Annotated in this window: 22 protein-coding genes; 8 read left to right on the forward strand and 14 right to left on the reverse strand. The window is 52.4% G+C overall.

Annotation, left to right across the window (positions count from 1 at the left end; all coding sequences use genetic code 11):
- Positions 1-4: 4 nt before the first annotated feature.
- The 7 genes from panC to sfsA all read right to left on the reverse strand — a co-directional run bounded on the left by panC (position 5) and on the right by sfsA (position 5,938).
- Complete coding sequence (gene panC / locus CWE11_RS09270; protein ID WP_126777340.1) at positions 5-850, reverse strand: pantoate--beta-alanine ligase; 846 nt, start codon at positions 848-850, stop codon at positions 5-7.
- Between the two features lie 17 nt (positions 851-867).
- On the reverse strand, positions 868-1,662 hold the full coding sequence (gene panB / locus CWE11_RS09275; protein ID WP_126777341.1) for a 3-methyl-2-oxobutanoate hydroxymethyltransferase: 795 nt from the start codon (positions 1,660-1,662) through the stop codon (positions 868-870).
- A 58-nt stretch (positions 1,663-1,720) separates the two neighbouring features.
- Positions 1,721-2,209 carry a 2-amino-4-hydroxy-6-hydroxymethyldihydropteridine diphosphokinase gene (gene folK, locus CWE11_RS09280; RefSeq protein ID WP_126777342.1) on the reverse strand — a complete coding sequence of 163 codons (489 nt, stop codon included), beginning with the start codon at positions 2,207-2,209 and terminating at the stop codon, positions 1,721-1,723.
- Between the two features lie 6 nt (positions 2,210-2,215).
- Positions 2,216-3,526 (reverse strand): polynucleotide adenylyltransferase PcnB, encoded by a 1,311-nt coding sequence (gene pcnB / locus CWE11_RS09285; RefSeq protein WP_126777386.1) that lies wholly within the window; start codon positions 3,524-3,526, stop codon positions 2,216-2,218.
- A 194-nt stretch (positions 3,527-3,720) separates the two neighbouring features.
- The gene (gene gluQRS, locus CWE11_RS09290; RefSeq protein WP_126777343.1) at positions 3,721-4,647 is read right to left on the reverse strand and encodes a tRNA glutamyl-Q(34) synthetase GluQRS; all 927 of its coding nucleotides are present in this window, start codon (positions 4,645-4,647) and stop codon (positions 3,721-3,723) included.
- A 3-nt stretch (positions 4,648-4,650) separates the two neighbouring features.
- On the reverse strand, positions 4,651-5,106 hold the full coding sequence (gene dksA, locus CWE11_RS09295) for an RNA polymerase-binding protein DksA (RefSeq protein WP_126777344.1): 456 nt from the start codon (positions 5,104-5,106) through the stop codon (positions 4,651-4,653).
- A 121-nt stretch (positions 5,107-5,227) separates the two neighbouring features.
- Positions 5,228-5,938: a DNA/RNA nuclease SfsA gene (gene sfsA / locus CWE11_RS09300; protein WP_126777345.1), complete on the reverse strand. Its 711-nt coding sequence runs from the start codon at positions 5,936-5,938 to the stop codon at positions 5,228-5,230.
- A gap of 149 nt (positions 5,939-6,087) precedes the next feature.
- On the opposite strand from sfsA, the gene pepB reads away from it, so the two are divergent.
- From pepB to mrcB, 3 genes are all read left to right on the forward strand, one after another.
- Entirely contained in the window at positions 6,088-7,380 is a 1,293-nt protein-coding gene (pepB, locus tag CWE11_RS09305) for an aminopeptidase PepB (RefSeq protein WP_126777346.1), read from the forward strand.
- A gap of 79 nt (positions 7,381-7,459) precedes the next feature.
- A complete protein-coding gene (gene hrpB / locus CWE11_RS09310) occupies positions 7,460-10,030 on the forward strand; it encodes an ATP-dependent helicase HrpB (RefSeq protein WP_157981337.1) in 2,571 nt (856 codons plus the stop codon).
- Positions 10,027-12,315, forward strand: coding sequence for a penicillin-binding protein 1B (gene mrcB / locus CWE11_RS09315; RefSeq protein ID WP_126777348.1), 2,289 nt, complete (start codon positions 10,027-10,029; stop codon positions 12,313-12,315). The genes hrpB and mrcB overlap by 4 nt, the downstream gene beginning before the upstream one ends.
- A gap of 9 nt (positions 12,316-12,324) precedes the next feature.
- On the opposite strand, the gene CWE11_RS09320 is transcribed toward mrcB, so the two are convergent.
- The 4 genes from CWE11_RS09320 to CWE11_RS09335 all read right to left on the reverse strand — a co-directional run bounded on the left by CWE11_RS09320 (position 12,325) and on the right by CWE11_RS09335 (position 17,015).
- Positions 12,325-14,019 (reverse strand): NAD-dependent malic enzyme, encoded by a 1,695-nt coding sequence (locus CWE11_RS09320; protein ID WP_126777349.1) that lies wholly within the window; start codon positions 14,017-14,019, stop codon positions 12,325-12,327.
- A 159-nt stretch (positions 14,020-14,178) separates the two neighbouring features.
- The gene (hemL, locus tag CWE11_RS09325; RefSeq protein ID WP_126777350.1) at positions 14,179-15,462 is read right to left on the reverse strand and encodes a glutamate-1-semialdehyde 2,1-aminomutase; all 1,284 of its coding nucleotides are present in this window, start codon (positions 15,460-15,462) and stop codon (positions 14,179-14,181) included.
- Between the two features lie 14 nt (positions 15,463-15,476).
- The gene (locus tag CWE11_RS09330) at positions 15,477-16,490 is read right to left on the reverse strand and encodes an aspartate carbamoyltransferase (protein ID WP_126777387.1); all 1,014 of its coding nucleotides are present in this window, start codon (positions 16,488-16,490) and stop codon (positions 15,477-15,479) included.
- Positions 16,491-16,577: 87 nt separating this feature from the next.
- Positions 16,578-17,015, reverse strand: a complete 438-nt coding sequence (locus CWE11_RS09335; protein ID WP_198675631.1) for a CopD family protein — start codon at positions 17,013-17,015, stop codon at positions 16,578-16,580.
- 116 nt (positions 17,016-17,131) lie between these two features.
- On the opposite strand from CWE11_RS09335, the gene CWE11_RS09340 reads away from it, so the two are divergent.
- The 4 genes from CWE11_RS09340 (at position 17,132) to pepQ (ending at position 20,358) form a co-directional block, all read left to right on the forward strand.
- Positions 17,132-17,842: a DUF6776 family protein gene (locus CWE11_RS09340; RefSeq protein WP_126777351.1), complete on the forward strand. Its 711-nt coding sequence runs from the start codon at positions 17,132-17,134 to the stop codon at positions 17,840-17,842.
- A 91-nt stretch (positions 17,843-17,933) separates the two neighbouring features.
- Entirely contained in the window at positions 17,934-18,281 is a 348-nt protein-coding gene (erpA, locus tag CWE11_RS09345) for an iron-sulfur cluster insertion protein ErpA (RefSeq protein ID WP_126777352.1), read from the forward strand.
- 259 nt (positions 18,282-18,540) lie between these two features.
- Positions 18,541-18,945, forward strand: coding sequence for a DUF3718 domain-containing protein (locus tag CWE11_RS09350; RefSeq protein WP_126777353.1), 405 nt, complete (start codon positions 18,541-18,543; stop codon positions 18,943-18,945).
- 108 nt (positions 18,946-19,053) lie between these two features.
- On the forward strand, positions 19,054-20,358 hold the full coding sequence (pepQ, locus tag CWE11_RS09355; protein WP_126777354.1) for a Xaa-Pro dipeptidase: 1,305 nt from the start codon (positions 19,054-19,056) through the stop codon (positions 20,356-20,358).
- A gap of 3 nt (positions 20,359-20,361) precedes the next feature.
- Here pepQ and CWE11_RS09360 read toward each other — a convergent pair whose 3' ends face one another.
- Positions 20,362-21,486, reverse strand: a complete 1,125-nt coding sequence (locus CWE11_RS09360; RefSeq protein ID WP_126777355.1) for an anhydro-N-acetylmuramic acid kinase — start codon at positions 21,484-21,486, stop codon at positions 20,362-20,364.
- Positions 21,487-21,493: 7 nt separating this feature from the next.
- Positions 21,494-22,801: a peptidoglycan DD-metalloendopeptidase family protein gene (locus tag CWE11_RS09365; protein WP_126777356.1), complete on the reverse strand. Its 1,308-nt coding sequence runs from the start codon at positions 22,799-22,801 to the stop codon at positions 21,494-21,496.
- A gap of 139 nt (positions 22,802-22,940) precedes the next feature.
- Here CWE11_RS09365 and tyrS point away from each other — a divergent pair, with 139 nt between their 5' ends.
- On the forward strand, positions 22,941-24,140 hold the full coding sequence (gene tyrS / locus CWE11_RS09370; RefSeq protein ID WP_126777357.1) for a tyrosine--tRNA ligase: 1,200 nt from the start codon (positions 22,941-22,943) through the stop codon (positions 24,138-24,140).
- A 14-nt stretch (positions 24,141-24,154) separates the two neighbouring features.
- Here the strand turns inward: tyrS and CWE11_RS09375 are convergent, their stop codons facing one another.
- Complete coding sequence (locus tag CWE11_RS09375) at positions 24,155-24,967, reverse strand: symmetrical bis(5'-nucleosyl)-tetraphosphatase (RefSeq protein WP_126777358.1); 813 nt, start codon at positions 24,965-24,967, stop codon at positions 24,155-24,157.
- Positions 24,968-24,989: the final 22 nt, after the last annotated feature.

The raw sequence follows: 24,989 nt of genomic DNA on the forward strand, positions 1-24,989 counted from the left end.
GCGCTTAGCGCCACACTTCCAAGTTATCAATAAGTCGGGTTTTCCCCAGATAGGCAGCAACAAGAATCACTAAGGCTTCATCGCTCGCTTCTGCCGGTTGTAAATCAGCTTGACGTCGAATTGCGACATAATCTGGTTTAAATCCCGCATCAACCAACGCTTGTTGACCGCGTACCTCGAGTTCTGCAATTGCCTGGCCGGCTTGCACACCGGCCGCAAGCGCCTGCATAACCTGATAGATTTGTATCGCCTGCGCCCGCTCTTCCGCGCTCAGATAGCCATTGCGTGAACTTAAAGCCAAACCATCATGGGCACGTTCTGTGTCGACGCCGTGAATCGCAATAGGAAGGGACAAATCTTCTGTCATTAAGCGAATGACTTTTAGCTGTTGATAGTCTTTTTTACCAAACACTGCATGCTCGGGCTGCACCATATTGAAGAGTTTGCAGACGATAGTCGCCACGCCACGAAAATGACCGGGACGAGCGGCGCCACATAGAATCTGACTAATCTCTGGAACCTCGACGAAAGTTTGTGCGGCAAGCCCTTTGGGGTACACGAGCGCAGAGGTTGGAGTAAACACGCCATCAACACCTCGAGCTTGGAGTGCTTCACAGTCGGCTGCGAGCGTACGCGGGTAGGCATCCAAGTCTTCGTTCTGACCAAACTGCATGGGGTTCACAAAAATACTAACGATAACCCGGTCTGCGAGCGTCTTCGCATGGTCTACCAAACGGAGATGGCCTTCGTGTAGATTACCCATTGTGGGGACGAATGCGACGCTCTCGCCCAGCTGACGGTATCGTTGGCGAAGGTTGCGAAGTGCCTCTAACGTCTCAAGATGCTGCATAGCCAGTTCAATCCTGCTTAATTAAACGTATGTTCTGGGCCAGGGAACTCACCCGAGCGCACTTCGGCAACGTAGGCGCGGATCGCTGCATCAAGGCTGTCACTGCCTTGCAGAAAGTTCTTGGTGAACTTGGGTAGGTAATCGGCATTCAGACCAAGCATATCGTGCATGACCAGAATCTGACCATCCGTCTGATTCCCAGCACCGATGCCGATCACTGGAATAGTGAGTGATGCGGACACACGGGCGCCGAGTGTTGCGGGAATGCATTCCACGACTAAAAGCTGCGCACCGGCCGCTTCAAGCGCCTTGGCGTGGGCGATCATTTGATCTGCTGCCGCCTCTTCCCGACCTTGGATTTTGTATCCGCCAATCACATTGACCGATTGAGGAAGTAAACCAAGATGAGCACATACTGGAATTCCTTGGCGGGTGAGTGCTTCGACTATCGGGACCAGCCAGGTCTCCCCTTCGAGTTTCACCATGTTGGCGCCTGCTCGCATGAGCTCAGCGGCATGCTCACACGCGCTCGCGACGTCCGGATAGCTCATAAACGGCATATCTGCGATAACGAACGCTTCAGGAGCGCCAGCACGCACACAACGGGTATGGTAGGCTACATCGGCCACGGTGACAGGAAGCGTGGAGTCATGGCCTTGCAATACCATACCAAGTGAATCGCCAACGAGCATGACATCCACACCGGCTTCTGCGATTAGTTTGGCAAAGCTGGCATCATAAGCGGTGAGAGCGGTGATTTTAACGCCCTCGCGTTTCATCTTCATGAGTGCTGCGGTACGGATACGGCTCATCGATTGAATCCTGTGTCATGCGGCGAATGTATCGAACTGATGTGTGTACACAGTGCGCTTAGGGCGCGGGTGCAATTTTCACCAATCCATTTAATGGAATGCGTTCAGCCAGAGACTTTACTGATTTACCCGAGGGCAGATCAAGTGTTGGAGCTATTTCAGCGAGAGGAATCAGAACAAACTCGCGAAGCTCAAGCCCCACGTGAGGGATATTTAACCGCTCTGTGGCAATCTGCTGCTCACCATAGAGTAGTATATCGATATCTAGTGTGCGCGCTCCCCAGCGTTCTTTTCGAACACGTCCATGGGCGTGTTCTATTTGTTGCACGACATCCAAGAGCGCCTCTGGGGGCAACGATGTGTATCCTCTGACGACGGCATTTACATAATCGGGTTGGTCTTGCGGCCCCATGGGTTTACTCGCGTACAGCGCTGAACAGGTGACGTTGTGCAAACCAGGTGCGGCGCGTAACGCCGCAACAGCACGATGGAGCGTCTCGATTGGATCCCCAAGGTTGGCGCCTAGTCCAAGGTACACTGGGCTCATTTGAGCTTACCCGTTGTTACTGCTAGGTTTGCGGCGACGCGGGCGGCGACCACGGCGAGTTCCGCTCCGCGAGCGTTTGTCCTGAGGTGCACTCTCGAGTGCTTGCGGGTGCTCTTTTTGCAGGTCGGTCCAGAATTTACCCAAGTCACGTAATGAGGGGTGGTTCTCTACACGGGCACGGAGTAAAAGGAAGTCGTAACCTGCCCGGAATTTCGGATGCGAAAGTAACCGGATGGCACGACGTGGTTGCTTCTGACGTAACCGAAGTTGCAACATCCAGATGTCCCGCATGGGCAAACTAAACCGCTTCGGAATGGCGATACTACGCACTTGTCGACCAACCACGTCGGCCGCGGAGATCGCAAAGGCATCAAATTCCGCCAAGCCGCCTTCGGCCATAATTTCTTCTGCGTGAGCTTGCACTGGGTACCACAAAAGAGCAGCAAAAAGGTAAGCAGGGTTGACTCCCTTATCTTCGCGAAGGCGCGCATCTGTGTCCGCAAAGACCTGTTGAGTCATGCGGTATTCAAAACTCTCAGGCTGCTTGAGCGCTGATTTCAGCATCGGGAATAATTTAGTAAACAGGCCGTATTCGTGCAACAACTCAAAATTTGCTTCAGCGCGCTGGTGTAAGGTGAGTTTCAAGAACTCCTCAAACAAGCGTGCTGGTGGAATATTTTCCAGCAGGGGGGCTAAGGTTTTGATTGGTGCTGCAGTCTGCTCTTCGATGCGTAACCCTAATTTGGTTGCAAAACGGACAGCCCGTAACATGCGAACCGGATCCTCGCGGTAGCGCTGTTCTGGGTCGCCAATGAGGCGCAGTCGTCCCGCTTCGAGATCAGCAATACCATTTGCGAAATCGTAAATGGCGAAGTCAGCAATGGAGTAGTAAAGCGCATTGACGGTGAAATCGCGGCGTTGTGCATCTTCATCAATGGTTCCGTACACATTGTCGCGTAATAACAGCCCCTGATCGTTCTGCTTGGCATGCGGTTGCACACTGCGCCCTGAGTCATCTTCATCTTCTGGGTGATGTCCGCGGAAGGTGGCTACTTCAATAATATCTTTGCCGTAGACAATGTGCGCAAGCCGGAACCGTCGGCCGATCAAACGGCAGTTGCGAAACAGGCCTTTGATTTGCTCTGGACTGGCATTGGTTGCCACATCGAAGTCTTTTGGCGTCACGCCAAGGAGTAAGTCACGGACGCAGCCACCCACTAAATAGGCTTCAAATCCGGCTTTGTGCAAGCGGTACAACACCTTTAACGCGTTCTCGGGAATATCATCGCGGGAGATGGGGTGTTCCGAGCGCGGGATCACGGTGGGTTTTGGTAAGGTGCGCGCAGGCGTGTTTTCCTGCTTGGAAGGCAGGACTCGCTTGGCGAATGAGGCTAAACGCTTGATAATTGCCGAACTCCTTGTCAGTTCACGCGGCTAAATGAGGCGCAATTTTAACCTAGTTTTTCGCTTCCTGCCACGCCTCAATACAAACCGTTCCCGTGGGAGACCTGTTATCCCTGCTGCGTTTTGTTTTCTGTTGTCTTAGTCTGGCTCCAGAGGGCCTGAGCGTGAGTTAAAAGTTCATCAATATCCGAGTAGGCATGCAGTGGCTCGGGGACCAGTCTGAGCGCTTGTACGGCATAATAGAGATTTTCTAATGGTTTGGTTTCATCCAGCGCGGGCGCGTGGTTCTGTTTGCTCAATTTGCGTCCATCAGGACCATAAACTAACGGCAGGTGTGCAAGGTGCGGTAAGGGAACCGTGCTTGCTCCCAGAGCATTCAACTGGCGCCATAAGGTTAGTTGCCAGGCACTGGCATGTAATAGGTCTTCACCGCGGACCAGATGAGTGATTCCCTCGGCTCGATCGTCAGCGACAACCGCCAATTGGTACGCCCACAAGCCATCGCGGCGCCTTAACACAAAATCTTCGTGGGCGAGGGCGGTCTCGCAGATCACCTCACCATGAAAACGATCCTGAAACGATGTGACTGGCTGCGTATTGTGTAATCGCAAAGCAAAACGACGGGACGAGGTCAGCACGCTAGACTGACGGGTGCGGCAAAAACCGTCATAGTGGGGTGCTCGGGCTTTAATCTCTGCCCGGGTGCAGTGACAGCGATACACGAATTCGTGTTGCGTCAGTTGCTCGAGGACTGCTTGGTAACGCGCACCGTGTTGGTGTTGCCAAGTGACCTGCCCATCCCAATGCAATCCATGGTTCTCTAGTTGCCGTAAGATTGTGTCCGCCGCACCTGCCACCTCGCGTGGAGGATCGATATCTTCTATCCGCACCAACCAAGTGCCGGCGTGAGCACGGGCATCGAGGTAACTCCCGAGGGCCGCAACGAGCGAGCCCGCGTGAAGCGGGCCCGATGGACTCGGGGCAAATCTGCCCCGATAGTCAGATAAAGATTCAGCAGCAGGCTGCACCGCCATGCACTACGAACCTTTCATTTGCTTCTCACGGATTTCTGCAAGGCTCTTACAGTCAATGCATAAATCTGCGGTTGGACGCGCTTCAAGGCGACGAATTCCAATTTCAATTCCGCATGAGTCACAAAAACCGAAGTCGTCACGCTCAATAGCTTCGAGAGTTTTCTCAATTTTCTTAATCAGTTTGCGCTCGCGGTCACGTGTCCGTAACTCAATAGCGAACTCTTCTTCTTGTGCTGCGCGATCCACTGGATCCGCATAGTTCGAAGCCTCTTCTTTGAGGTGGCCGACCGTCCGGTCAACTTCTTCACGCAGCTGCGCACGCCAAGCTTCCAGAATACGTTTGAAGTGAGCTCGTTGGTGCTCATTCATGTATTCTTCGCCATCCTTTTCCTGATAGGGCGCAAGCTCTGCTAGCGCCAAAATCCCGTGCGCTTTTCTTTCCTTAGTCGCATCCGTCATAACGTTTTCCTCCAGGAGGCAAATGAACCCGTCCCATAAAAAAGAGGGGTATGTATATCAGAATAAAATTTCCTGCGCAATTCGCGTACCGGGCGGTTTATATGGGCGATTGTCCTCGAAATCAAGTGTTTTTCTTCAAGTTCGTACGGGGATTAGAGATTTCGTGCGGAGAAAGCGTGAAAAACAGCTCGATGACCTCAACGCCCTGCTGTTTGGCATCCTCGAACAACGCGGCATACCGACCGTCGATATGTACAGCCGGCGCCACGTTTTGGATCTCTGAGTGGAGGACGGCGTAGATTAAAATTGCGCGATATCCTTGTGAGCGAACCGTTGCGAGCTCGGTTAAATGTTTCTGCCCACGAGCGGATACTGCATCCGGAAAGTACCCTTGTCCAGCTTCATTCAAGGTGACGGACTTTACTTCAATGTATGCGTCGGGTGCTCCATCAGACGCATCACTGAGTAAAAAATCGATGCGTGAACCTTCACCGTACTTCTGCTCTGCTCGGATTGTTTGATATGAGGCGAGGGATGAAATGGCACCCTTGTGCAATGCCTCCCCGACCAATTGATTGGCTCGACCTGTGTTGACACAAATCGTTGCGCCCGATTGAGTTTGCGTGAACTCCCACGTATGCGCATATTTGCGTTTGGGATTGTCTGATGTGCTATACCAGACGGTATCGCTAGGTTCTGCGCAGCCGGTCATGGCACCGGTGTTTGGGCAATGAATTGTTAATTCATGGCCATCTGCAGTTTTAATATCTGCTAAGAAACGCTTGTAGCGTCGGAGCAAGGTGCCCTGTTCGAGCGGGGGAGAAAATTTCATCTGCAATAGCCCTGTAATGGATGGAAACCAAAATCAGTCGCTCAGATTTTCTAATCTGGACTGCTTCCTGATACACTAAGAGGTCTTCATCTATTGTTCTGGTCACGGAATGTTCCGTGGCGCCAACACCTTACGAAAAGAGGAATATCATGTCCAGTGCAGTCAAGGTATACCTAACTGAGCAGGCCGCGCCTGAGTCTTTCAAAGGCAACACGCGTCATTATATGAATGAGGCGGGCATGCAGATTGTGTTGCAAAATGACGAAGCGAGCCTTTTGCGGACGATTCAACAGGCCGGTCGCAAGCTCGATCAACTCGGTGTGCGTCTTATTACCCCAGCGGGCGATGGATGGTCGCGGGATCGCCAATGGGCGCTGTCACTTGGTTTCACGGACACGCTGAGTACCAATCAAGTTCAGTTTACTGGAGATGACAAACAAGCCCTCGACATTTATGCCGATGCATTTCGTTGGACCCGGCAACTGATTAATTTGCCCTCGTCAGAAATCTATCCAGAGTCATTGTGTGATCGCGTTGCAGAAAAGCTGCAAGACGTCGCAGGCGACCAGGTCTCCTGGCGTGTTGTGGCAGGTGACGAACTTCTAAAAGAAGGCCGGATGGGAATTCATACGGTCGGTCGTGCCAGTGCCAAACGACCGGCTTTGCTGGAGCTCGACTTCAATCCTACCGGAGCAGATGATACGCCAATTCATTATGCGTTGATTGGCAAAGGCATCACGTTTGATACCGGCGGTTACAGTATCAAGAGCAGTGAAGGCATGGTGGCGATGAAGTGCGACATGGGCGGTGCTGCTACCGTTGCGGGCGCACTCTTGGTAGCGATTCGGATGGGTTTGAAGAAGCGCGTAAAACTCCTGCTCTGCTGTGCGGAGAACATGATAGATGGAACCGCTTATAAAAACGGAGATATCATCACGTACAAAGACGGTCAGACCGTTGAGATCGTAAATACCGACGCTGAAGGTCGGCTTGTGCTGGCGGATGGACTGCTTCGTGCAGGTGAGCTCGGTGCAGAGAAAATTATTGATGCGGCCACCCTGACGGGCGCAGCGCAAGTGGCGGTTGGTACCGAATACAACGCGTTGTTTAGCGTGGATGATGAGGCAGCGCAGGCGGCATTGCAATCTGCGGCTGACGAATCCGAGCCGTTGTGGCGTCTGCCGCTCGCGGCGTTCCATAAAGATAATTGCCCATCACCGTTTGCGGATACCGCGAATAGTCGGCCGGTTAAAGGGGGTGGCGCAGGTGGCGCAAGTAACGCTGCTGGATTCCTGCTTCGCTTTGCACCGAATGGCGGTAAAGGCTGGACTCACTTTGATCTAGCAGCGGCTTATCAAACCCAAAACAACGCCTTATGGCCGGCGGGAGCAACAGCTTTAGGCGTTCGTTCCATTGCACGAATGATGCTGGCGGGCCGGTAAACGAAGCAAGCGTTAATCTTCAGTAAATAAGCCGCAGGTTAAATACGGGCCTGCGGCTTTTTTGTGGCATCATATGAACATGAATTCAGAACTCCCCGTGATGCAATTACTTCCAGCCGTGCGCGCTGCTTTGCCCGCACGCATGGTGGTATTGCAAGCGCCGCCTGGTGCAGGGAAATCCACGGCTTTGCCACTGGCATTACTCACGGAAGGGGCGTTTTCAAAACAAATTATTTTGATCCAGCCGCGTCGCGTTGCGGCGCTTAACATCGCACGTTATCTCGCTCAACAACTGAACGAACCCGTCGGTGAAACCGTCGGTTATTGGGTTCGTCAGGACCGGAAGGCCACTGAAAATACGCGCTTATTGGTTGTTACCGATGGCATGTTCACGCAAATGATCCAAGGTGATCCCAGTCTTTCGAATGTTGACTTGATTATTTTTGATGAATTTCATGAGCGTAATTTAGCCTGCGATTTGGGGCTGGCATTGGCGCTGGAAGCCCGGGAGTTGCGGGATGATCTGGGTGTTCTTGTGATGTCTGCGACCATCCCCGCCGATGCCTTGGCAACCTGGTTGCAAGGACCGGATTCAGACGAACCCTGTGAAGTATTGGTCAGTGAAGGACGTACTTTCCCGGTGTCGATTCATTACCGTCCCGCACTTCAGATGCAGCGGTGGTTTGATGCTTTGTCATCGGTCCTTGAAGAGGCCTGTCAGTGCGCGACACAAGGCGTCCTGGTGTTTTTGCCAGGCATCCGTGAAATCAATGGATTAAGACAGCGGCTTGAATCGAGTGCATGGCTGCAAACCGATTCTTGGCGCATCATGGAACTCCATGGTCGTCTCCCACTATCGCAACAAGCTCAGGTCCTCGCGCCCCTCGGACACAAGAGTCAGCGGAAATTAGTGTTGGCGACTAACTTGGCTGAGACCAGTGTCACCATTCCGGATATCGATGTTGTGGTGGATAGTGGAAGGGAGCGGCAGGCGCGGTATCTGGATAAGTATCTGCAAACCCAATTGCAGACACGAATGATTTCGCTCGCCTCCGCTGAGCAGCGCGCCGGACGTGCGGGACGAGTCCAAGCGGGACATTGCTTCCGTCTGTGGAGCGAAAGCCAATCTCAAGGAATGGCAAAATTTTCCTCTCCGGCCCTCGCGTTGAGCGATCTCACACCGATTATTCTTGAGGCAGCGGTTTGGGGTGTCGGCCTTGAACAATTGCGTTGGTTTTCTGCGCCGCCAGCAACGTCGATTCGACGGGGTGTTGAACAACTCCAGCGGCTCGGTCTGATTGATGCGCCTGATCCCGCTGTGCTGGCTGGGAAAAAAGCACCAAATCTGACCGCAAAGGGACGTCGCGCCCAGCAATTTGGCACTGAGATTCATGTTGCCGCATTGCTTGCCGAGGTTCAAATCACCGACGATCCTGCATTAAAAATGCATGCGGCATTGCTTGCTGCGCATCTGGACGAAAATGAGTGGCAACGAGGTGTCGATGTATTGGTGGGCCTACATGCGATCCTGACACAACCCAAAGTTTATCCCCGGAGCACGCGTCGTTTTCACTACTGGTGTCACCGACTCCAAATAGAGCCAAAAGGTAACTTTGACTCCCGTTATGTGCAAACCCTTGCACTGCAGTTAGAGCCTTTGTGGTTAGCCCGTGCTGCCATAGGCACTGACGGATCTCCTCAACCTCGGTTCCAACTCGCTACAGGGCTCGCCGCAGAAGCTAGCGCTGAGTTAGTGAGTGCGAGTGCACTCAGCAACCATCGAGCCGACAAATCCCGAAATGCATGGGTGGTGGTTACGCAGCTGACATTGCAAGAGGACCAAGCAAACGCAATGATTCGTCAAGGGATCCCTTTGCAAGAAGCGCAACAATTTGACCAACTTCTGGCCTCTGCGCAGAAACAAGAGCACTGGCAGTGGCAAGGCAGCCAAGGCCGGTTGGTGTGTACTACGCGCTATCAAATCGGCGCGCTCACCGTGCATGTAGACCCGAAAGAGCGGGCTGCCACAGCGGAGGAACGGGAGCATGCACTGGTGTCAGCGATGCAAGACGACCCAGGATTGGCGCTTTTTGCCTCTGAGCATGTGACTCAGTTTTTGCGTCGGGTTGGCTTGGCAGCGCAGCATTTGGGAATTGACCCGGCAGATTGGCAACCACCAAAATTACTGGCGGAACTTCCCGCTTGGGCAGCGCTCTATTTGCGAGATTGTTCGACCTTGCGAGCCGCCCGAGCGTGGGACCCGTTACCGGCACTCCAAGCATTACTTGGGTACGACGAGCAGCAACAGCTCAACCATTTACTGCCCATCCGTTGGCAGGCACCTAGCGGTCGTTCCCACGCAGTTGCTTACGACGAGCATGGCGCCGCGGTTGTGCGCTTGAAGTTGCAGGAAGTCTTTGGCGAACCCAATACGCCAATGCTCCTTGCGGGGACACTACCGATGACGTTTGAACTTTTATCTCCGGCTGGACGCCCTTTGCAGCGGACTCAAAATCTCGCCTCGTTTTGGCAGGATGGGTACCCTCACGTGCGCAAAGAGATGCGTGGCCGGTATCCGAAACATCCATGGCCTGAGGATCCGCTCCAAGCACTCCCTAGCCACAAAACGAAACGAGCGTTAGAACCGTGAACCGAGTTGGCCATTTATTGAATCTTTTTGCAAAGCTTGCGCTAATTGGCGGCGTAACGCTGCTATTTTACGTGATCTACCTCGATTCCGTCGTAACGAAGCGTTTTACAGAAGCGCGTTATGAAGCGCCGGCTTTGTTGTACAGCCGAGCCCTTGAATTGCGCGTTGATTATGGTGTCTCCCGGGAAGAGGTTCTCCGTGAGCTCCATGCGCTTGATTACCGAGAAACCCGCTATGCACGCAACCCTGGGGAATTTCAACAGCAAGGGCAGCATCTACTATTGCATCGGCGAGCGTTTGATTTTCCGGACCAATATGAGCATGCCCAGCGCGTCCGGCTAACTTTCGATGCCGACGGGTTTATCCAAGAGTTGGTGCAGTGGCCTACACAAGAGCCGGCACCTCCTTTGCGCCTTGAGCCTCAGTTGATCGGCCGATTTGCCTCGGATAATAACGAGGACCGATTGCTTGTTGGGCTCGAGCAGGTCCCCGTGCTGATGCAGCAGACTTTGTTGTTAGTCGAAGATAGGGAGTTTTATCACCATCATGGGGTGCGTCCGAGTGCAATTCTCCGCGCAGCGATGGCAAATCTGCGGGCCGGACGCACGGTACAGGGTGGCAGTACCATTACCCAGCAGCTCGTGAAAAATATGTTTTTGTCCATGGATCAACGCATGACGCGCAAGATCAATGAAGCGATTATGGCGTTGAGCTTGGATTATCGCTTCAGCAAGGACGAGATTCTCGAAGCGTATTTTAATGAGGTATTCTTTGGCCAAGATCGAGGCCACGCAATTCATGGTGTGGGATTGGGCAGTCAATTTTATTTTGGCAAAGCGCCGGAAGATTTGAATCCTGCAGAGATTGCTCAACTGATCGGCATGATTCGGGGCCCAAGTTTATACAATCCATTCCGACACGCGGAGCGGGCGCGCGAGCGCCGTGATCTGGTGCTTCGTCTGATGTTTAGCCATGATTTAATCAGTCAAACTCAGTATCTTGCAGCGCTCGAAGCACCAGTCGTAGGGCGCCAGAATACGCGCTTGATGGCGATGAGTCGCCCCGACTACGTGGATCTGGTGCAACATGAGTTACGCCGCCTGATCCCGGGTCGTGATTGGCAAGAAACTGGCTTGCGAGTCTTCACCTATTTTGACCCTTATCTGCAACAGCAGGCAGAAGATGCGGTGACCGAGCGGATGCATGAATTTCCAGATACCGCAATTCAGACCGCTGTCGTGATCAGTGATTATCGCGATGGGACGGTACGGGCTTTGATTGGTGGGCGTAGCCGAGTCAACGCAGGATTTAACCGTGCGTTCCAAGCGCGTCGGCAGATCGGCTCGTTGATGAAGCCCTTCGTGTATACTTTGGCCCTCGAGAACGAGCGAGCATTTACTTTAGGATCGGTTCTGATGGATGAACCGCTGAGTTTGCGCAACGAACGTGGCCAGCTATGGGAACCAAAAAACTTTGATGATGAATTTGTTGGGCCGGTCACCCTCTACCGGAGCTGGGTCGACTCGCGGAATATTCCTGCGATTCAAGTGGGCCTCACCGTTGAGCCACAGCGGATTCGTAGTCAGCTGCAACAGATGGGAATGACCGGAACCATTCACCCGTATCCATCGATTGCGCTCGGCACCGTTGAATTGACGCCACTGCAGATCACGCATTTGTATTCCTATCTAGCGAACCAAGGGAAGGCTTACGCGCCGACAACGATTGCAGGAATTACCACGCATCGCGGTGATCATCTGTATGTCCGGGAGCCTCGTGCAGTGCGCGGCTTCTCAGAGGAAGCGGCGTATCTGGCGCGCTATGCAAGTCATGGGGTCATGCAAGAGGGTACGGGCCGACAGATGCAGCGCATGATTGGCAATTCCGCCCAGGGCCTTGCAGGAAAAACGGGGTCAACCAATGACTTACGGGACAGTTGGTTTGTTGCCTTTGACGAGCGTTATGTGATGACTACTTGGATGGGCCGAGATGACAATCAGCCGATTGGATTGACCGGGAGCCGTGGTGCTTTGGTTACCAGTGCGGGAATTTGGCGGGAAACAGGTGTCGTGCCGCTTGATTTGGAACCTCCGGCTGGAGTCCAGACGCTCTATTGGCACCGCGAAACAGGCGCGCCGATGGGTGCCAATTGTCCGGACACCCTGGCATTTCCAGGCAAAGCGATTTCCGCAGCGCAATTGACCCCCTGTGCTGAACCATCACGCGATGCGGAAGAGGATAGCGAACCACGGCGACGCCCATGGTGGCGTCGCGTGTTCAATTGAGCGGGTTGACTAGATCGAAACGCGCTTGTACTGACGGTACTGGGGTTTCCAGAATTGATCATCGATGCGCTGTTCAAGCACATCATCGGGCAACTCGAGTGCATGGCCTTGCTCTTGCGCCACTTTTCCAACAGCAAATGCAATGCGTTTGCTTAGGGCAGCAATCTCAGTGATTGCAGGTAGTAAGTGTTCACTCTCGCCTGCCGCGAGTGGTGAGCTCTCTGCCAGCATTCGGCTAGCCGCCATCAACATCTCTTCTGTAATGCGATTTGCTTTGACCGCTAGCACGCCTAAACCAATGCCCGGAAAAATGTAACTATTGTTGCACTGAGCAATGGGATAGGTCGTGCCCTGATATTGGACAGGGCTAAATGGCGAGCCGGTCGCAACAATCGCTTTTCCTTGGGTCCAGCGAATCACATCGGTGGGAGTGGCCTCAACTCGCTTAGATGGATTCGACAGCGGGAAGATAATCGGCTCTGGGGTGTACTGCTGCATAGCGTGTACGACTTGCTCGGTAAATAATCCTGGTTGACCTGAAACACCGATCAAGACGGTCGGTTGAGCACAATGCATCACATCCAACAACGAAGCGAAATCACCACTAAAGGTCCATTCCGCGACCACCGATTTGGGTTGAACGAGCGCTTGTTGGAAGTCTCGTAGATCGGCCATGCCCTCAGTTAACAAACCGAATCGGTCGACCATGAAAATTTTTGCTTTGGCTTGCTCTCGAGTCAAACCCTCCGCGCACATGTGCGAGATAATGTGTTCTGCAATCCCACACCCTGCTGACCCAGATCCGACGAAGACAATGCGTTGCTCAGAGAGTTTTTGTCCTTTTGTTTTACAGGCAGCTATCAGGGTTCCTGCCGTGACCGCCGCAGTCCCTTGAATGTCGTCGTTAAAGCAGCAAATTTCGTCTTGATATCGCTTTAGAATGGGCATTGCCGTTTGCTGCGCAAAGTCTTCAAATTGAATCATGGCGTTGGGCCAACGACGCTTTACTGCTTGGATAAAGGTTTCAATGAACTCGTCGTACTCCTTGCCGGTTACGCGCTTGTGGCGCGCCCCCATGTACATGGGATCATTCAATAGCTTCTCATTGTTGGTTCCCACATCCAGCATAACGGGTAAGGTATAGGCCGGGCTTATACCGCCACAGGCCGTGTACAATGAGAGTTTTCCAATGGGAATGCCCATGCCGCCAATCCCCTGATCACCAAGACCAAGAATTCGCTCCCCATCGGTGACCACAATGACTTTCACATTGCGTTTGGTGGCGTTGCGCAAAATATCATCCATTTGGTCGCGCTCGGCATAGGACAAGAATAAGCCACGAGAACTCCGGTAAATATCGGAAAACTTCTCACATGCGTCACCCACGGTTGGCGTGTAGATGATCGGCATCATTTCTTCGAGGTGATCGGAAACGAGCCGGTGAAACAAAGTTTCATTGTTGTCTTGAATAGCGCGTAAGTAGATGTGCTTGTTAAGTGCCGTATCGAAACTTTGGTACTGCATGTACGCCCGTGAAACCTGCTCTTCAATGGTTTCGTAGCGTGGCGGAAGCAACCCCGTCAGGTTGAACATAATCCGCTCTTCACGGGTGAATGCACTGCCTTTATTGAGCAACGGGGTTTCCAACAGGGAAGGACCTGCATGGGGAATATATAAAGGGGCTTTGGTTCGCACGTTACTCATGGCTGCTCCGTCATGTTGGACTACTGCTTTGCTCGCGTTGTGTGGCAAAAAGTCATACGCGACTCACACTAAGAATTCATATCAATAAAAACGGCCCGTTCGGCTTCTCTCGCTCATGCGACAGGAAAACCGAACGGGCCGTATAGTGTACCTTAAACCTTAGAGAGAATTAAATGCGTGCTCAGCGACTTGCAGAGTCTCTTCTATATCCCGCTCGGAGTGTGCATATGACATAAATCCAGCTTCGTATGCGCTCGGAGCTAGGTACACACCGCGCTTCAACATCTCATGATAGAACTTTTTAAAATGTTCCATATTACAATGAGTTGCTTGCTCGTAGGTGGTGACCTTTGGCGCGTCCGTGAAGAAGAATCCAAACATACCACCCGCTTGTGCAGTCGTCATCGGAATCCCCTTGCGTTCGGCAAGCTCACATAAACCAGTGGTCAGCTCAGTGACCCGTGCTTCGAGTTGGGTATACAGTCCCGGGGTATCGAGTAAATTAAGCGCAGCGAGACCCGCGGCCATCGCAACCGGATTGCCCGAAAGTGTTCCCGCCTGATAAACGGGCCCAGTTGGAGCAATATAATCCATAATCTCGCGCTTTCCGCCGAATGCGCCCACCGGCATACCACCACCGATCACTTTTCCAAGGCAGGTGAGATCAGGTTTTACCCCAAAGAATTCTTGAGCACCGCCTCGTGCAACGCGGAACCCCGTCATGACCTCATCGAAGATCAGCACACTGCCGTACGCGTCACAAATTGCGCGCAAACCTTCCAGGAATCCCGGTTCGGGCAAGATGCAGTTCATATTTCCAGCGACTGGCTCCACGATAATACAGGCAATATCCTCTCCGACTTCAGAGAATACCTGCTTCACCTCGTCTAGCTTATTAAAACCAACGGTTAATGTGTGCTTGGCGAAATCTTCTGGGATCCCTGGAGAATTTGGAACTCCGAGGGTCAGCGCTCCTGAGCCTGCTTTCACCAACAGGGCATCCGCGTGGCCATGGTAACACCCTTCGAACTTGAGGATTTTATCACGCTTGGTGTAACCACGGGCGAGGCGGATTGCACTCATGGTTGCTTCCGTTCCGCTGTTGACCATGCGTACTTTTTCGATTGAAGGTACCATCGAGATGACTTTCTCGGCCATGGTGATTTCTGCCGCAGTGGGGGTCCCAAAACTGAGTCCGCGTTCAGCTGCTTCAATCGCTGCATCACGAATATCTGGGTGGTTGTGACCTAAAATCATCGGGCCCCAGGAACCGATGTAATCGATGTAGCGGTTGCCATCGACGTCAAACAGATACGCGCCTTGCGCACGCTCAATAAAAATCGGGTGTCCACCGACGCCTTTGAATGCGCGAACCGGTGAGTTTACACCGCCAGGAATGGAGCGTTGGGCAGCCTCAAATAACTGCGCGGAACGAGATGCCATAGTTACAACCTCTATTAACTGTTTGCTTTGTCACTGTACCAAATCACATCGGTATCGTAGCGACTGACTAAATGCTCAACCCCTAACGTGAGCGCGAAGAGCGCCATACGAATCAACACGCCGTTGTCAGCCTGGCGGAAGATCGCCAGGTTTGGGTTCTGATTAAGATCATTATCAAGCTCGTTCGCTTCCGCGCGAGAATCACGGGGAAGCGGATGCATGATCACGGTATTTGGCTTGTAGTGCCGAGTATAAATTTCACTGTTGAGTCGGAAACGCCCGCGGTATTGGGCTGCCTCTTCTTGGCTTGCGAACCGCTCTTGCTGAATGCGCGTCTGATACACGATGTCGGCATCCAACGATCCGTTTAAGGCCTCGACCCGATCCACGCGGTGCCCTGCACGCTCCAATGCATCGACGATGCTATCTGGCATAGCGAGTTCAGGAGGGGATACGAAGGTGAAACGAATTTGGTTGAACATACAAAGCAATTTTGACAAGGAGTGGACGGTTCGTCCGTATTTCAGGTCGCCAATCATGCAGATATGCATTCCGTCAACGCTGCGTCCATGATGGGACAGCTCTTTTTCAATTGTATATAAATCGAGGAGTGCTTGTGTGGGGTGTTCGTTGGCCCCATCGCCGCCATTAATCACTGGAACCCGGCTTCCTTCGGCAAACTCGGCGACACTGCCGGCTTTCGGATGGCGCATGGCGATTATATCGCTGTAACTCGATAACACGCGCGCCGTGTCATACAGCGATTCGCCTTTCGCAAGTGCCGAGCTTTCCATGCCGGTCGTCTCACGGACCTCGCCGCCAAGCAAATTAAAGGCGGTACCAAAACTCACTCGTGTGCGGGTCGAGGGTTCAAAAAAGAGGTTTCCGAGGATAGCGCCATCAAGAACGCGGGTCCGTTTCCGGCGATGCGCGTAGGGTTCCATGATATCGGCAATCCGAAAAACGTGCTCGATTGCATCTCGATCAAACTGATCGACCGAAAGAACATGGGAACCGATAAATTTCATCATGTGCGCTTATCCAACGTGGTGAGGTGTTGGGATGGAATGATAACAGATGCAAGGCCGGCGCTGAATATATCCGGCCAGTTTGTTTTAGGGTTTGAGCACGGCCAGAATCACAATGGCAAATAGCAAAATGACAGGTGCTTCATTAAACACGCGAAACCAACGCCCTGACCGAGTGTTACGATCGGCTTTGAAATCTGCCAGGAGCTTGAAGCAATACAGGTGATACCCCACGAGGAGCAACACAAGTGCGATTTTTATGTGTAACCAGGTGCTCAAACGGAACCAATCCATTCCGTAGATGCCAATTATGGCAACACCGAAGACAATCGTCAGCACCGCGAACGGGGTGACAAAATACAGCAATCGCCGTTCCATCACTTTCAACTGTGCGTGCACAATGGGCTCGTTCGATTCCGCGTGGTAGACAAAAATGCGCGGTAGGTAAAAAATTCCTGCAAACCAAGCCACCATAAAGGCGATATGCAGCGCCGTGAGCCATTGCAACAAAAGCAGTTCGTTCATTTCTAAACCCTGAAGGTGAAGGCTGCGGACGCAGCGAAAAAATTCGGTTACACTGCGCTACTATATCGCCATTTGTGGCTTTGCTAAATAGTTAACGAACGGATTGGGAGACCTTCATGACCGCCACGCCAGAGCAAGGACGTTTTTATCAGTTTCTGCGATACGCGGGCGTTGCCGTGGTGTTTGTTATTCTCGGTTTTTTTGGTGGAAATGCGCGGCTGAATTACCTTGAGCAAAGCACGCGCTTACAAGAAAATCAGCGCCAGACGCTCCACCAGCGTGTTGATCGCTTGGAGTATCGAAACAATATTCTACAGGTAGAGTTGGATGTTGAGCGTGCGGCGAATCGTGCATTGCAAAACGAAATTCGCGAAGCATTGGATGAGAATGCCTCGATTCGGCGGGAGCTCGCTTTTTATCAACGGGTGATGGCCCCCGAGTTGGATGCCGATGGTGTGACCATTGATTCGTTCCATATCAGCCCAATTAGCGCAGATCGCGGGTTCTATTTCCGGCTTATCTTATTGCAGTTGGAACGAATCGAACAGTTGATGACGGGGACCATTGTGGTAACCGTGCGCGGGCACCAAGGCAATCAGCGCCGTGACTTAAATCTACTGGAGCTCGCGGGGCTTGAGGGAGATGCGAATCGGTTTGCGATGAATTATTTTGCTTTGACCGAAGGAAGTTTTGTTCTGCCCGAAGGTTTTGTTCCGGATACGGTACAGGTCCAAGTTCGTGCCCGAGGCGGACGGCAGACCGAGCGATATTTCCCATGGGACGATCTGATTTCTGAGAGTCTACTCCCCGAATCACCGGAAAGTTGATTGTCACGCTCGGTTAAGCGAAAATAAGGAATCGAAATACACGGTGTTATTCCCGTGTAGATGTCACACGTGATGTAAATGAGAGTCTGGAATGAGTGCAGTAGAACAGGCAATGCCGATTGAGTTTAGCGAAGCTGCGGCAAAACGCGTCCTCGAATTGATCACGGAAGAAGAAAACGCTGAACTGAAACTTCGTGTTTTTGTTACGGGTGGGGGATGCTCAGGGTTTCAGTATGGCTTTACCTTCGATGAGAAAGTAAATCCCGATGACATGCAGATTGCGAAACAAGGCGTTACCCTTGTTGTGGATCCCATGAGTTTGCAGTATCTCGTAGGTGGTGTCGTTGATTACGAAGAAGGCTTACAAGGTGCGCGTTTCTTCGTGAATAATCCAAATGCAACGACCACATGTGGTTGCGGAGCCTCCTTTGCGGTGTAGCCGCAGTGCATGGGTGTATACCCCTGTTGATTTTTTGTGCACTCCGTAAGCGCCACACGGATAGCCCCTCCCGAAGACGAGGGGCTTTTTTGTGGGCAAAATAAAGCGTGATTGCATAGTTTCAACTCATTGAAATTTAACAAAATGGTTACATGAAATTGCTTGCTTTCAGTCGCTTAAATCTCAAAAATAAGGACGCTCAAAGAGTGCGAAGGCCGTTTCCTCGCACGAACGCAGGTAGACTGGAGTAGCTGTATTGATGGCACGAAGCTTGGTGAAAGGATGGATTGGACTGACCGCGATTGTATTCGCAAGTCTTACGCCGTCGAGCCAAAGTTTGGCGCAAGGGGAAGATATTGCGCGCGCGATTTGTTACGAAATTAGTAGTGACAATTTGCGGGAGTTGAGTGCCATTATTAATCGTCACAACCTGCGTCTGCGCAACCTCTACAGCTCAGTACGGTGCAATGGTTATTCGATGCTGCAATTCGCGATTACCGCAGAAGCCGAAGACGTCGGTCGAATGCTCACTCGGTCACTCCCAGCGCGTATGATTCAAAACGATGATGTGGACGGGGTTCCTTTGCTTCGTTGGGCCGATGCGACGGGCTACAATTCATCGCCGATTGTTGAAGCAGTGCGTCGCCGCCTCGGCGAAATCTAGTCATACTCAATCCGATCTCATTTCTTCGGGCGTCTATCGCACCGGATTTCTTCGGTTCCGTAAGTTTGCTACACTAGCGTCCATTTCTTGCTCAGCAAAGAGGACGTTATGAGTCAATATGTCGACCACCTTCAGGTGGTGCAAAAGCGGTTTGACGAGGCCCTTGAGGCCAACGGTTTTGACAGCGTATTAATTTATGCAGGTCACCCTCGTTATGCATTCCTAGATGACAACCCGTATTCATATCGGGTGAATCCTATGTTTAAGTACTGGATTCCCGTCACCGAGAGCCCCAAAAGTTTTATCTTTTACCGCCGTGGCGAAACGCCGCGGGTTTTCCTCTACCAAGCCCGTGATTTTTGGCATGCTCAGCCCCAATTGCCTCCGGGAGAGTGGCAGGAAAAGTGTGATGTAACCTTAATTGACAATATTGATCAGGTGCGCGCAGCACTTACTGATGAACTGCCGCACGCCGCCTTGATCAGTGAGCCGCTTGAGCCACTTGATCGCTGGAATGTAAAAGCACTTAATCCACAAGGGTTGATTGATCACCTGCATTATCAACGGGCGAACAAAACAGCGTGGGAAATGGCCAATATGCGCAAGGCAAATCTTCTTGCAGCACGGGGGCATGAAGCGGCAAAAGCAGCATTCTTCGCGGGAAAATCGGAACTTGAAATTAGCCATGCGTATTATGGCGCAATGAAATTCCGGGAAAGCCAGGCGCCGTATAACAGTATTATTGGTCTGAACGAGCACGCAGCCGTACTCCATTATGATGTGTATGAAACCGAAGCCCCGGCTGAGCATCGTTCGTTCTTAATCGATGCCGGTGCCTATTACAACGGATATTGTGCTGACATCACGCGAACTTACGCAGCAAAACCAGGTTTCTTCGCTGAACTCGTTGAGGCCGTGGACCGTGCAGAGCAGGAAATTATTGCCCTGATTAAGCCGGGCGTGCAGTACTATGATTTGCATGTGGAAACCCACCGGAAGATCGCTGCTATTTTACATGAATTCGGTTTCTTTAAAGTGGATGCGAATACCATTTATGAGCGCGGTTACACCAGCGCATTCTTCCCGCATGGATTGGGTCACTACATTGGCTTGCAGGTTCATGATGTGGGTGGTTATTTGAAAAACCCGAAGGGCGAGAGCTTTGAGCGTGATGCACGTCATCCATTCTTGCGCCTGCGCCGAGAGGTGGAAGAAGGGAATGTTTTCACCATTGAACCGGGTCTGTATGTCGTGGATCAATTACTGGAAGCGTTTGATGGCAACGAAGATTTCAACTGGCAACGTGTCGCTGAGTTGCGGCCGTTCGGTGGTGTTCGAATTGAAGACAGCGTGATTGTGACCAAAGACGGTAGCGAAAACATCACGCGAGATGCATTTGCAGCCCTGAACTAAATCTCAATCTTTTGGAAAGTAAGCACCGAGGCGAGCCGGCCGGCTCGCTCCGGTGACCGCGGTTAGATCCAATGTAAGTCCTTGCACATAAGCCCACGCAAGCCACGCAAACAAAGTTCCCTCCACCCAATCTACGTTAACGCCCAATGTATCGGTGGTCTGCAGCGACACATCCGGCAACAGTGCTTTGCAGCGCGTGATGAGCTCACTGTTGTGCGCGCCTCCACCGCAGATATAGACGGTCATTTGGGAATCGCTCAGGTGGCTTTGAATGGCCGTGGTGAGGCTCTGCGCGGTTAACTCGAGTAGGGTCGCTTGAACATCCGCTGGTGCAATCGACTCAAAGCGTTCTAAGCGCTGGTGAAGCCAGTTCGACGTGAAATATTCGCGCCCGGTGCTTTTAGGTGCGGATCGGGCAAAATAGGGATCACTGAGCAAGGTCGCCAATAACCCCTCGTGGACGGTGCCACTCGCAGCCCAACGGCCTCCGACGTCGTAATGTTGTTGATGGTGATGCTGGACCCAATGATCGAGCAGGGTGTTGCCCGGGCCTGTATCGTAACCGAGGATGGGCGTATCGGAGGTTTTTGGCGGCAGTACACTGATATTCGCAATACCACCAATATTCGCCACAATGCGCGTCTCGCATGTGTCAGCAAACACCCAATGATGAAAGACCGGTGCGAGTGGCGCCCCTTCACCACCAAGCGCAATATCTTTTTGACGAAACTGACCGATCACATCAATTCCAGTCTTCGCTGCAAGGGTATGACTGCAGCCGATTTGCAGACTGAAGCCTGGATCAAGCTCAGGATGGTGACGAATGGTCTGCCCATGATGACCGATTGCTCGGATGGCACTGGCATCGAGCGCGTTGCGCTCCAGAAGTGTCTGAACACCCTGCGCCACGGCTTCGGCAAAGCGCCGGTCCGCTTGCCCGAGGTGGATGATTTCATCCGAACCGGGTGTGCACAGACGCTTTAAACTGTTTCGGAGGTGCTCTGGGAATGATGCATTGAAGGCATCAAGTTGCCGAATCTCGCCTTGCGCGGAAATCTCAGTAAGGACCAAATCAATCCCATCCAGACTGGTCCCTGAGAGTGCACCGATAAAGCGTTCGGCCGCCATGATTCTGCTATTCGCCGTTCATCGCCAAGAAGAACCGCTTGCGGCCTTCGATCATTGCGAGCTTTTCTTCGGCGATTTTTTTAAATACGGCCATTTGTGCTTCTGGTAATGGCTCCGCTTTCGGAAGCTCCACGGTGCGTGGGTTCCGGTGTACGCCATCGACCAAAAATTCATAATGTAAGTGCGGACCCGTTACGCGGCCGGTCGCTCCGACTTGACCAATCACTTGCCCTTGACGCACGCGCTCTCCTTGTTGAACGCTCCGGCGATGCAGGTGCAAGTATTTTGTCATGTAGCGCTCACCATGCTGTATGAAAATGTAATGACCATTTAAGTTGTTGTAAGCACTGCGAACCACACGACCATCGCCGGAAGCCATGACTGGGGTTCCAACCGGGGCCGCGTAATCGATTCCACGGTGCGGCGCCACGCGGCCTGTGACCGGATGCATCCGGCGCGGGTTAAATTCGCTTGAGACCCGGTTGAAGGCAACTGGTGCGCGCAAGAAGGTTTGTCGGAGGCTTCGACCTGCTTCTGTGTAGTAACGTCCATCCTCGTGACGCACGGCAGTGAAGCGCTCCCCTTGGTTGTAAAATTCGGCGGCGACAATGCGCCCGAAGCCAACAAACTGCCCATCGATGTAGTTACGCTCATACAATACGCTGAATTGGTCACCCGCTCGGATATCAAGGGCGAAGTCGATATCCCATCCAAACAGCTCGGCAAGACTCATAATCAAGCCTTGCGTGAGGCCTGCACTGACGCCTGCATTCCAGAAGTTATTGCGAATTTCCGCATGAGCAAATTCGAGCCGAGTATCAATGACCTTTTCTTCCCGATCACTGATGTAGCGTCCTTCATCGTCGCGTTCAATGATGAGGGTCTCGGTATCATTGAGTCGGTAATGAAGGGCGATCAAATTATTGTCTTCGTCGCGCGCAAAGCGCAGGGTGTCGCCTGGGTGAATCCGACGCAATACGTTTGCATCGGGAGCTTGTGTGAGGTCATGAAGTTGACGCGCCGAGAAACCGACCCGTTGGAAAATGCGGGCCATGCTATCGCCTGAGCGCACTTCGTATTCAATCCAAGTGAGTTCTTCACCATCATCGCTGAACGATGAGGATTCGCCGAGGTAAAGTTCGAGATCGTAGCGGACGCCTGGCTCAAGTGGTTCATAGGCCGCCATGTCGCGGGACGCGCTGGCTTTTTCTGATGGCCATACCAGCAGCACGAGCATTAAAATACTCACGGAAATAATAATAAGTTGGTGTCGTTTCGGGAGCTGTTGCAAGAAACGTTGTATCGGTTCGACCATAAAACCAAGAGCCCTCTGTACTTCTTTGTGTTATATCATAGCATTTTCTTTGTGCAAGCATAAACAGCGCGCTTAAAAGCGGCCGCTGAATCAAGTAGAATGCTGCTTGGCAAAAAAGTTCAGTCATTGTGGAGTAAAGATGAGTAAAGGCGTAAAAGATGCACTCGAGCTAATTACGCGGGGTGTCGATGAGGTTCTGCTTGAGCAGGAATTAAAAGACAAACTAGCGGAAGGGCGACCCTTGGTGGTCAAAGCTGGCTTCGATCCGACCGCCCCTGATCTCCACTTAGGCCATACAGTGCTGATCAATAAACTCCGTGTGTTCCAAGAGTTGGGGCATACCGTGGTCTTTTTGATTGGTGATTTCACGGGCATGATTGGCGACCCCACCGGGAAGAACGTGACACGTAAGCCGCTCAGCCGCGAAGACGTTCTCGCGAACGCAGAAACCTATAAAGAGCAAGTATTCAAAATTCTGGATCCAAGTAAAACGCAGGTTCGCTTTAACAGCGAATGGATGAACACACTCGGCGCCGCGGGTATGATCAAACTCGCAGCACGGCAAACCGTGGCTCGGATGCTCGAGCGGGATGACTTTAAAAAGCGCTATCAAGGTGGGCAACCGATTGCCATTCACGAATTTATCTATCCGCTCGTGCAAGGGTGGGACTCGGTTGAACTGAAAGCTGATATCGAGATGGGCGGAACCGATCAAAAATTTAATCTGTTGATGGGGCGTGAACTGCAAAAAGAAGAAGGGCAGCGTCCACAAACCGTCATCACGGTTCCGTTGCTTGAGGGGCTCGATGGTGTGCAGAAAATGTCCAAGTCACTCGGTAACTACGTTGGGATTACCGACGCGCCGAATGACATGTTTGGCAAGATCATGTCGATTTCTGATGAGTTGATGTGGAAATATTTTGATTTGCTAAGCTTCCGCCCAACGGAAGAACTCACTGCGCTGAAAGCTGCGGTGGAAGCTGGCGCCAATCCACGCGATGCGAAAGTCGCGCTGGCGAAAGAAATCATTGCACGGTTCCATGATCAAGCAGCAGCAGATGCGGCTGAGCAGGACTTTGTTCAGCGGTTCCAGAAGAACGCGATTCCAGATGATATGCCGGAATTGACCCTCACGCTACCTGCTGATCAACGGGGTCTCGCAAATGTCCTCAAAGAAGCTGGACTCGTCGCCTCAACGTCTGAAGCGATGCGGATGGTTAAGCAGAATGCAGTGCGGATTGATGGCGAAAAGGTCACGGATGCTCGCATCGATTGCGCAGCGGGCCCTGCAGTATATCAGGTCGGAAAACGCAAATTCGCGCGGATTACTTTGGTGTAAGGCGTTCCGACCGATTAAGTCGAGCGAGCCGTTTGGACGATTCGCTCACCGGATTCAACATTGATCATGGTGAGCGCTTCGCCCCACACACAACCGGTATCAAGCCCAATGATATCAGGCCGCCCGGTTTCGCCCATTAATGTCGCCCAATGGCCAAAAAATAACGTCCAGCCGCGCGCAGACCATTGCTCATACCAAGGAATAAATACTTGTCTATCGACGTCTTGCGGATGCGCTTTCTGACTGAAGTCGAGCGCCCCATCGGGCGTTAGATAACGCATACGGGTGAAGGTGTTAATAATAAAGCGGTCGCGTTCAATGCCAAAAAGTTCATCACGCCAACGGGTCGGCTCGTTTCCATACATTTCCTCCAGCAGACGCACATAATGGGGCCCAACGAGCTTCGCCTCGACTTCGTGAGCATACTGGGATGCTTCGTCAATGGTCCACGCCGGGTGGACGCCTGCATGAGAGACCACGTGTCCAAGCTGCGGATCAACGAGCATCAGGGGCTGTTTGCGTAGCCAATCAATCCAGCGGTCCCGATGTTTACTTTGCAACAGCTCGAGCGTGTTGTCTTTGTTATGCGGGGCGCGAACCTCACACAACACCGCGAGGGTATGAAGATCATGGTTACCGAGGGTGCACTGAAATGCGGGTCCGAGGTCTGCGAGGAATTCCAATGTTGCCAAAGGCTGAGGACCGCGACCTATCAAATCACCCACCGACCAAAGTTGGTCGTGGCGAGGATTAAAGTCGACTTGCTGTAACAATGCTTTGAGGTCGCTGAGGCAAGCATGGATGTCACCAACAATGTACCGAGCCAAAAGTGCCTCCTGCGTTCTCGTC

This window comes from Aliidiomarina sanyensis (genome assembly GCF_003987175.1).
Lineage (GTDB): Bacteria > Pseudomonadota > Gammaproteobacteria > Enterobacterales > Alteromonadaceae > Aliidiomarina > Aliidiomarina sanyensis.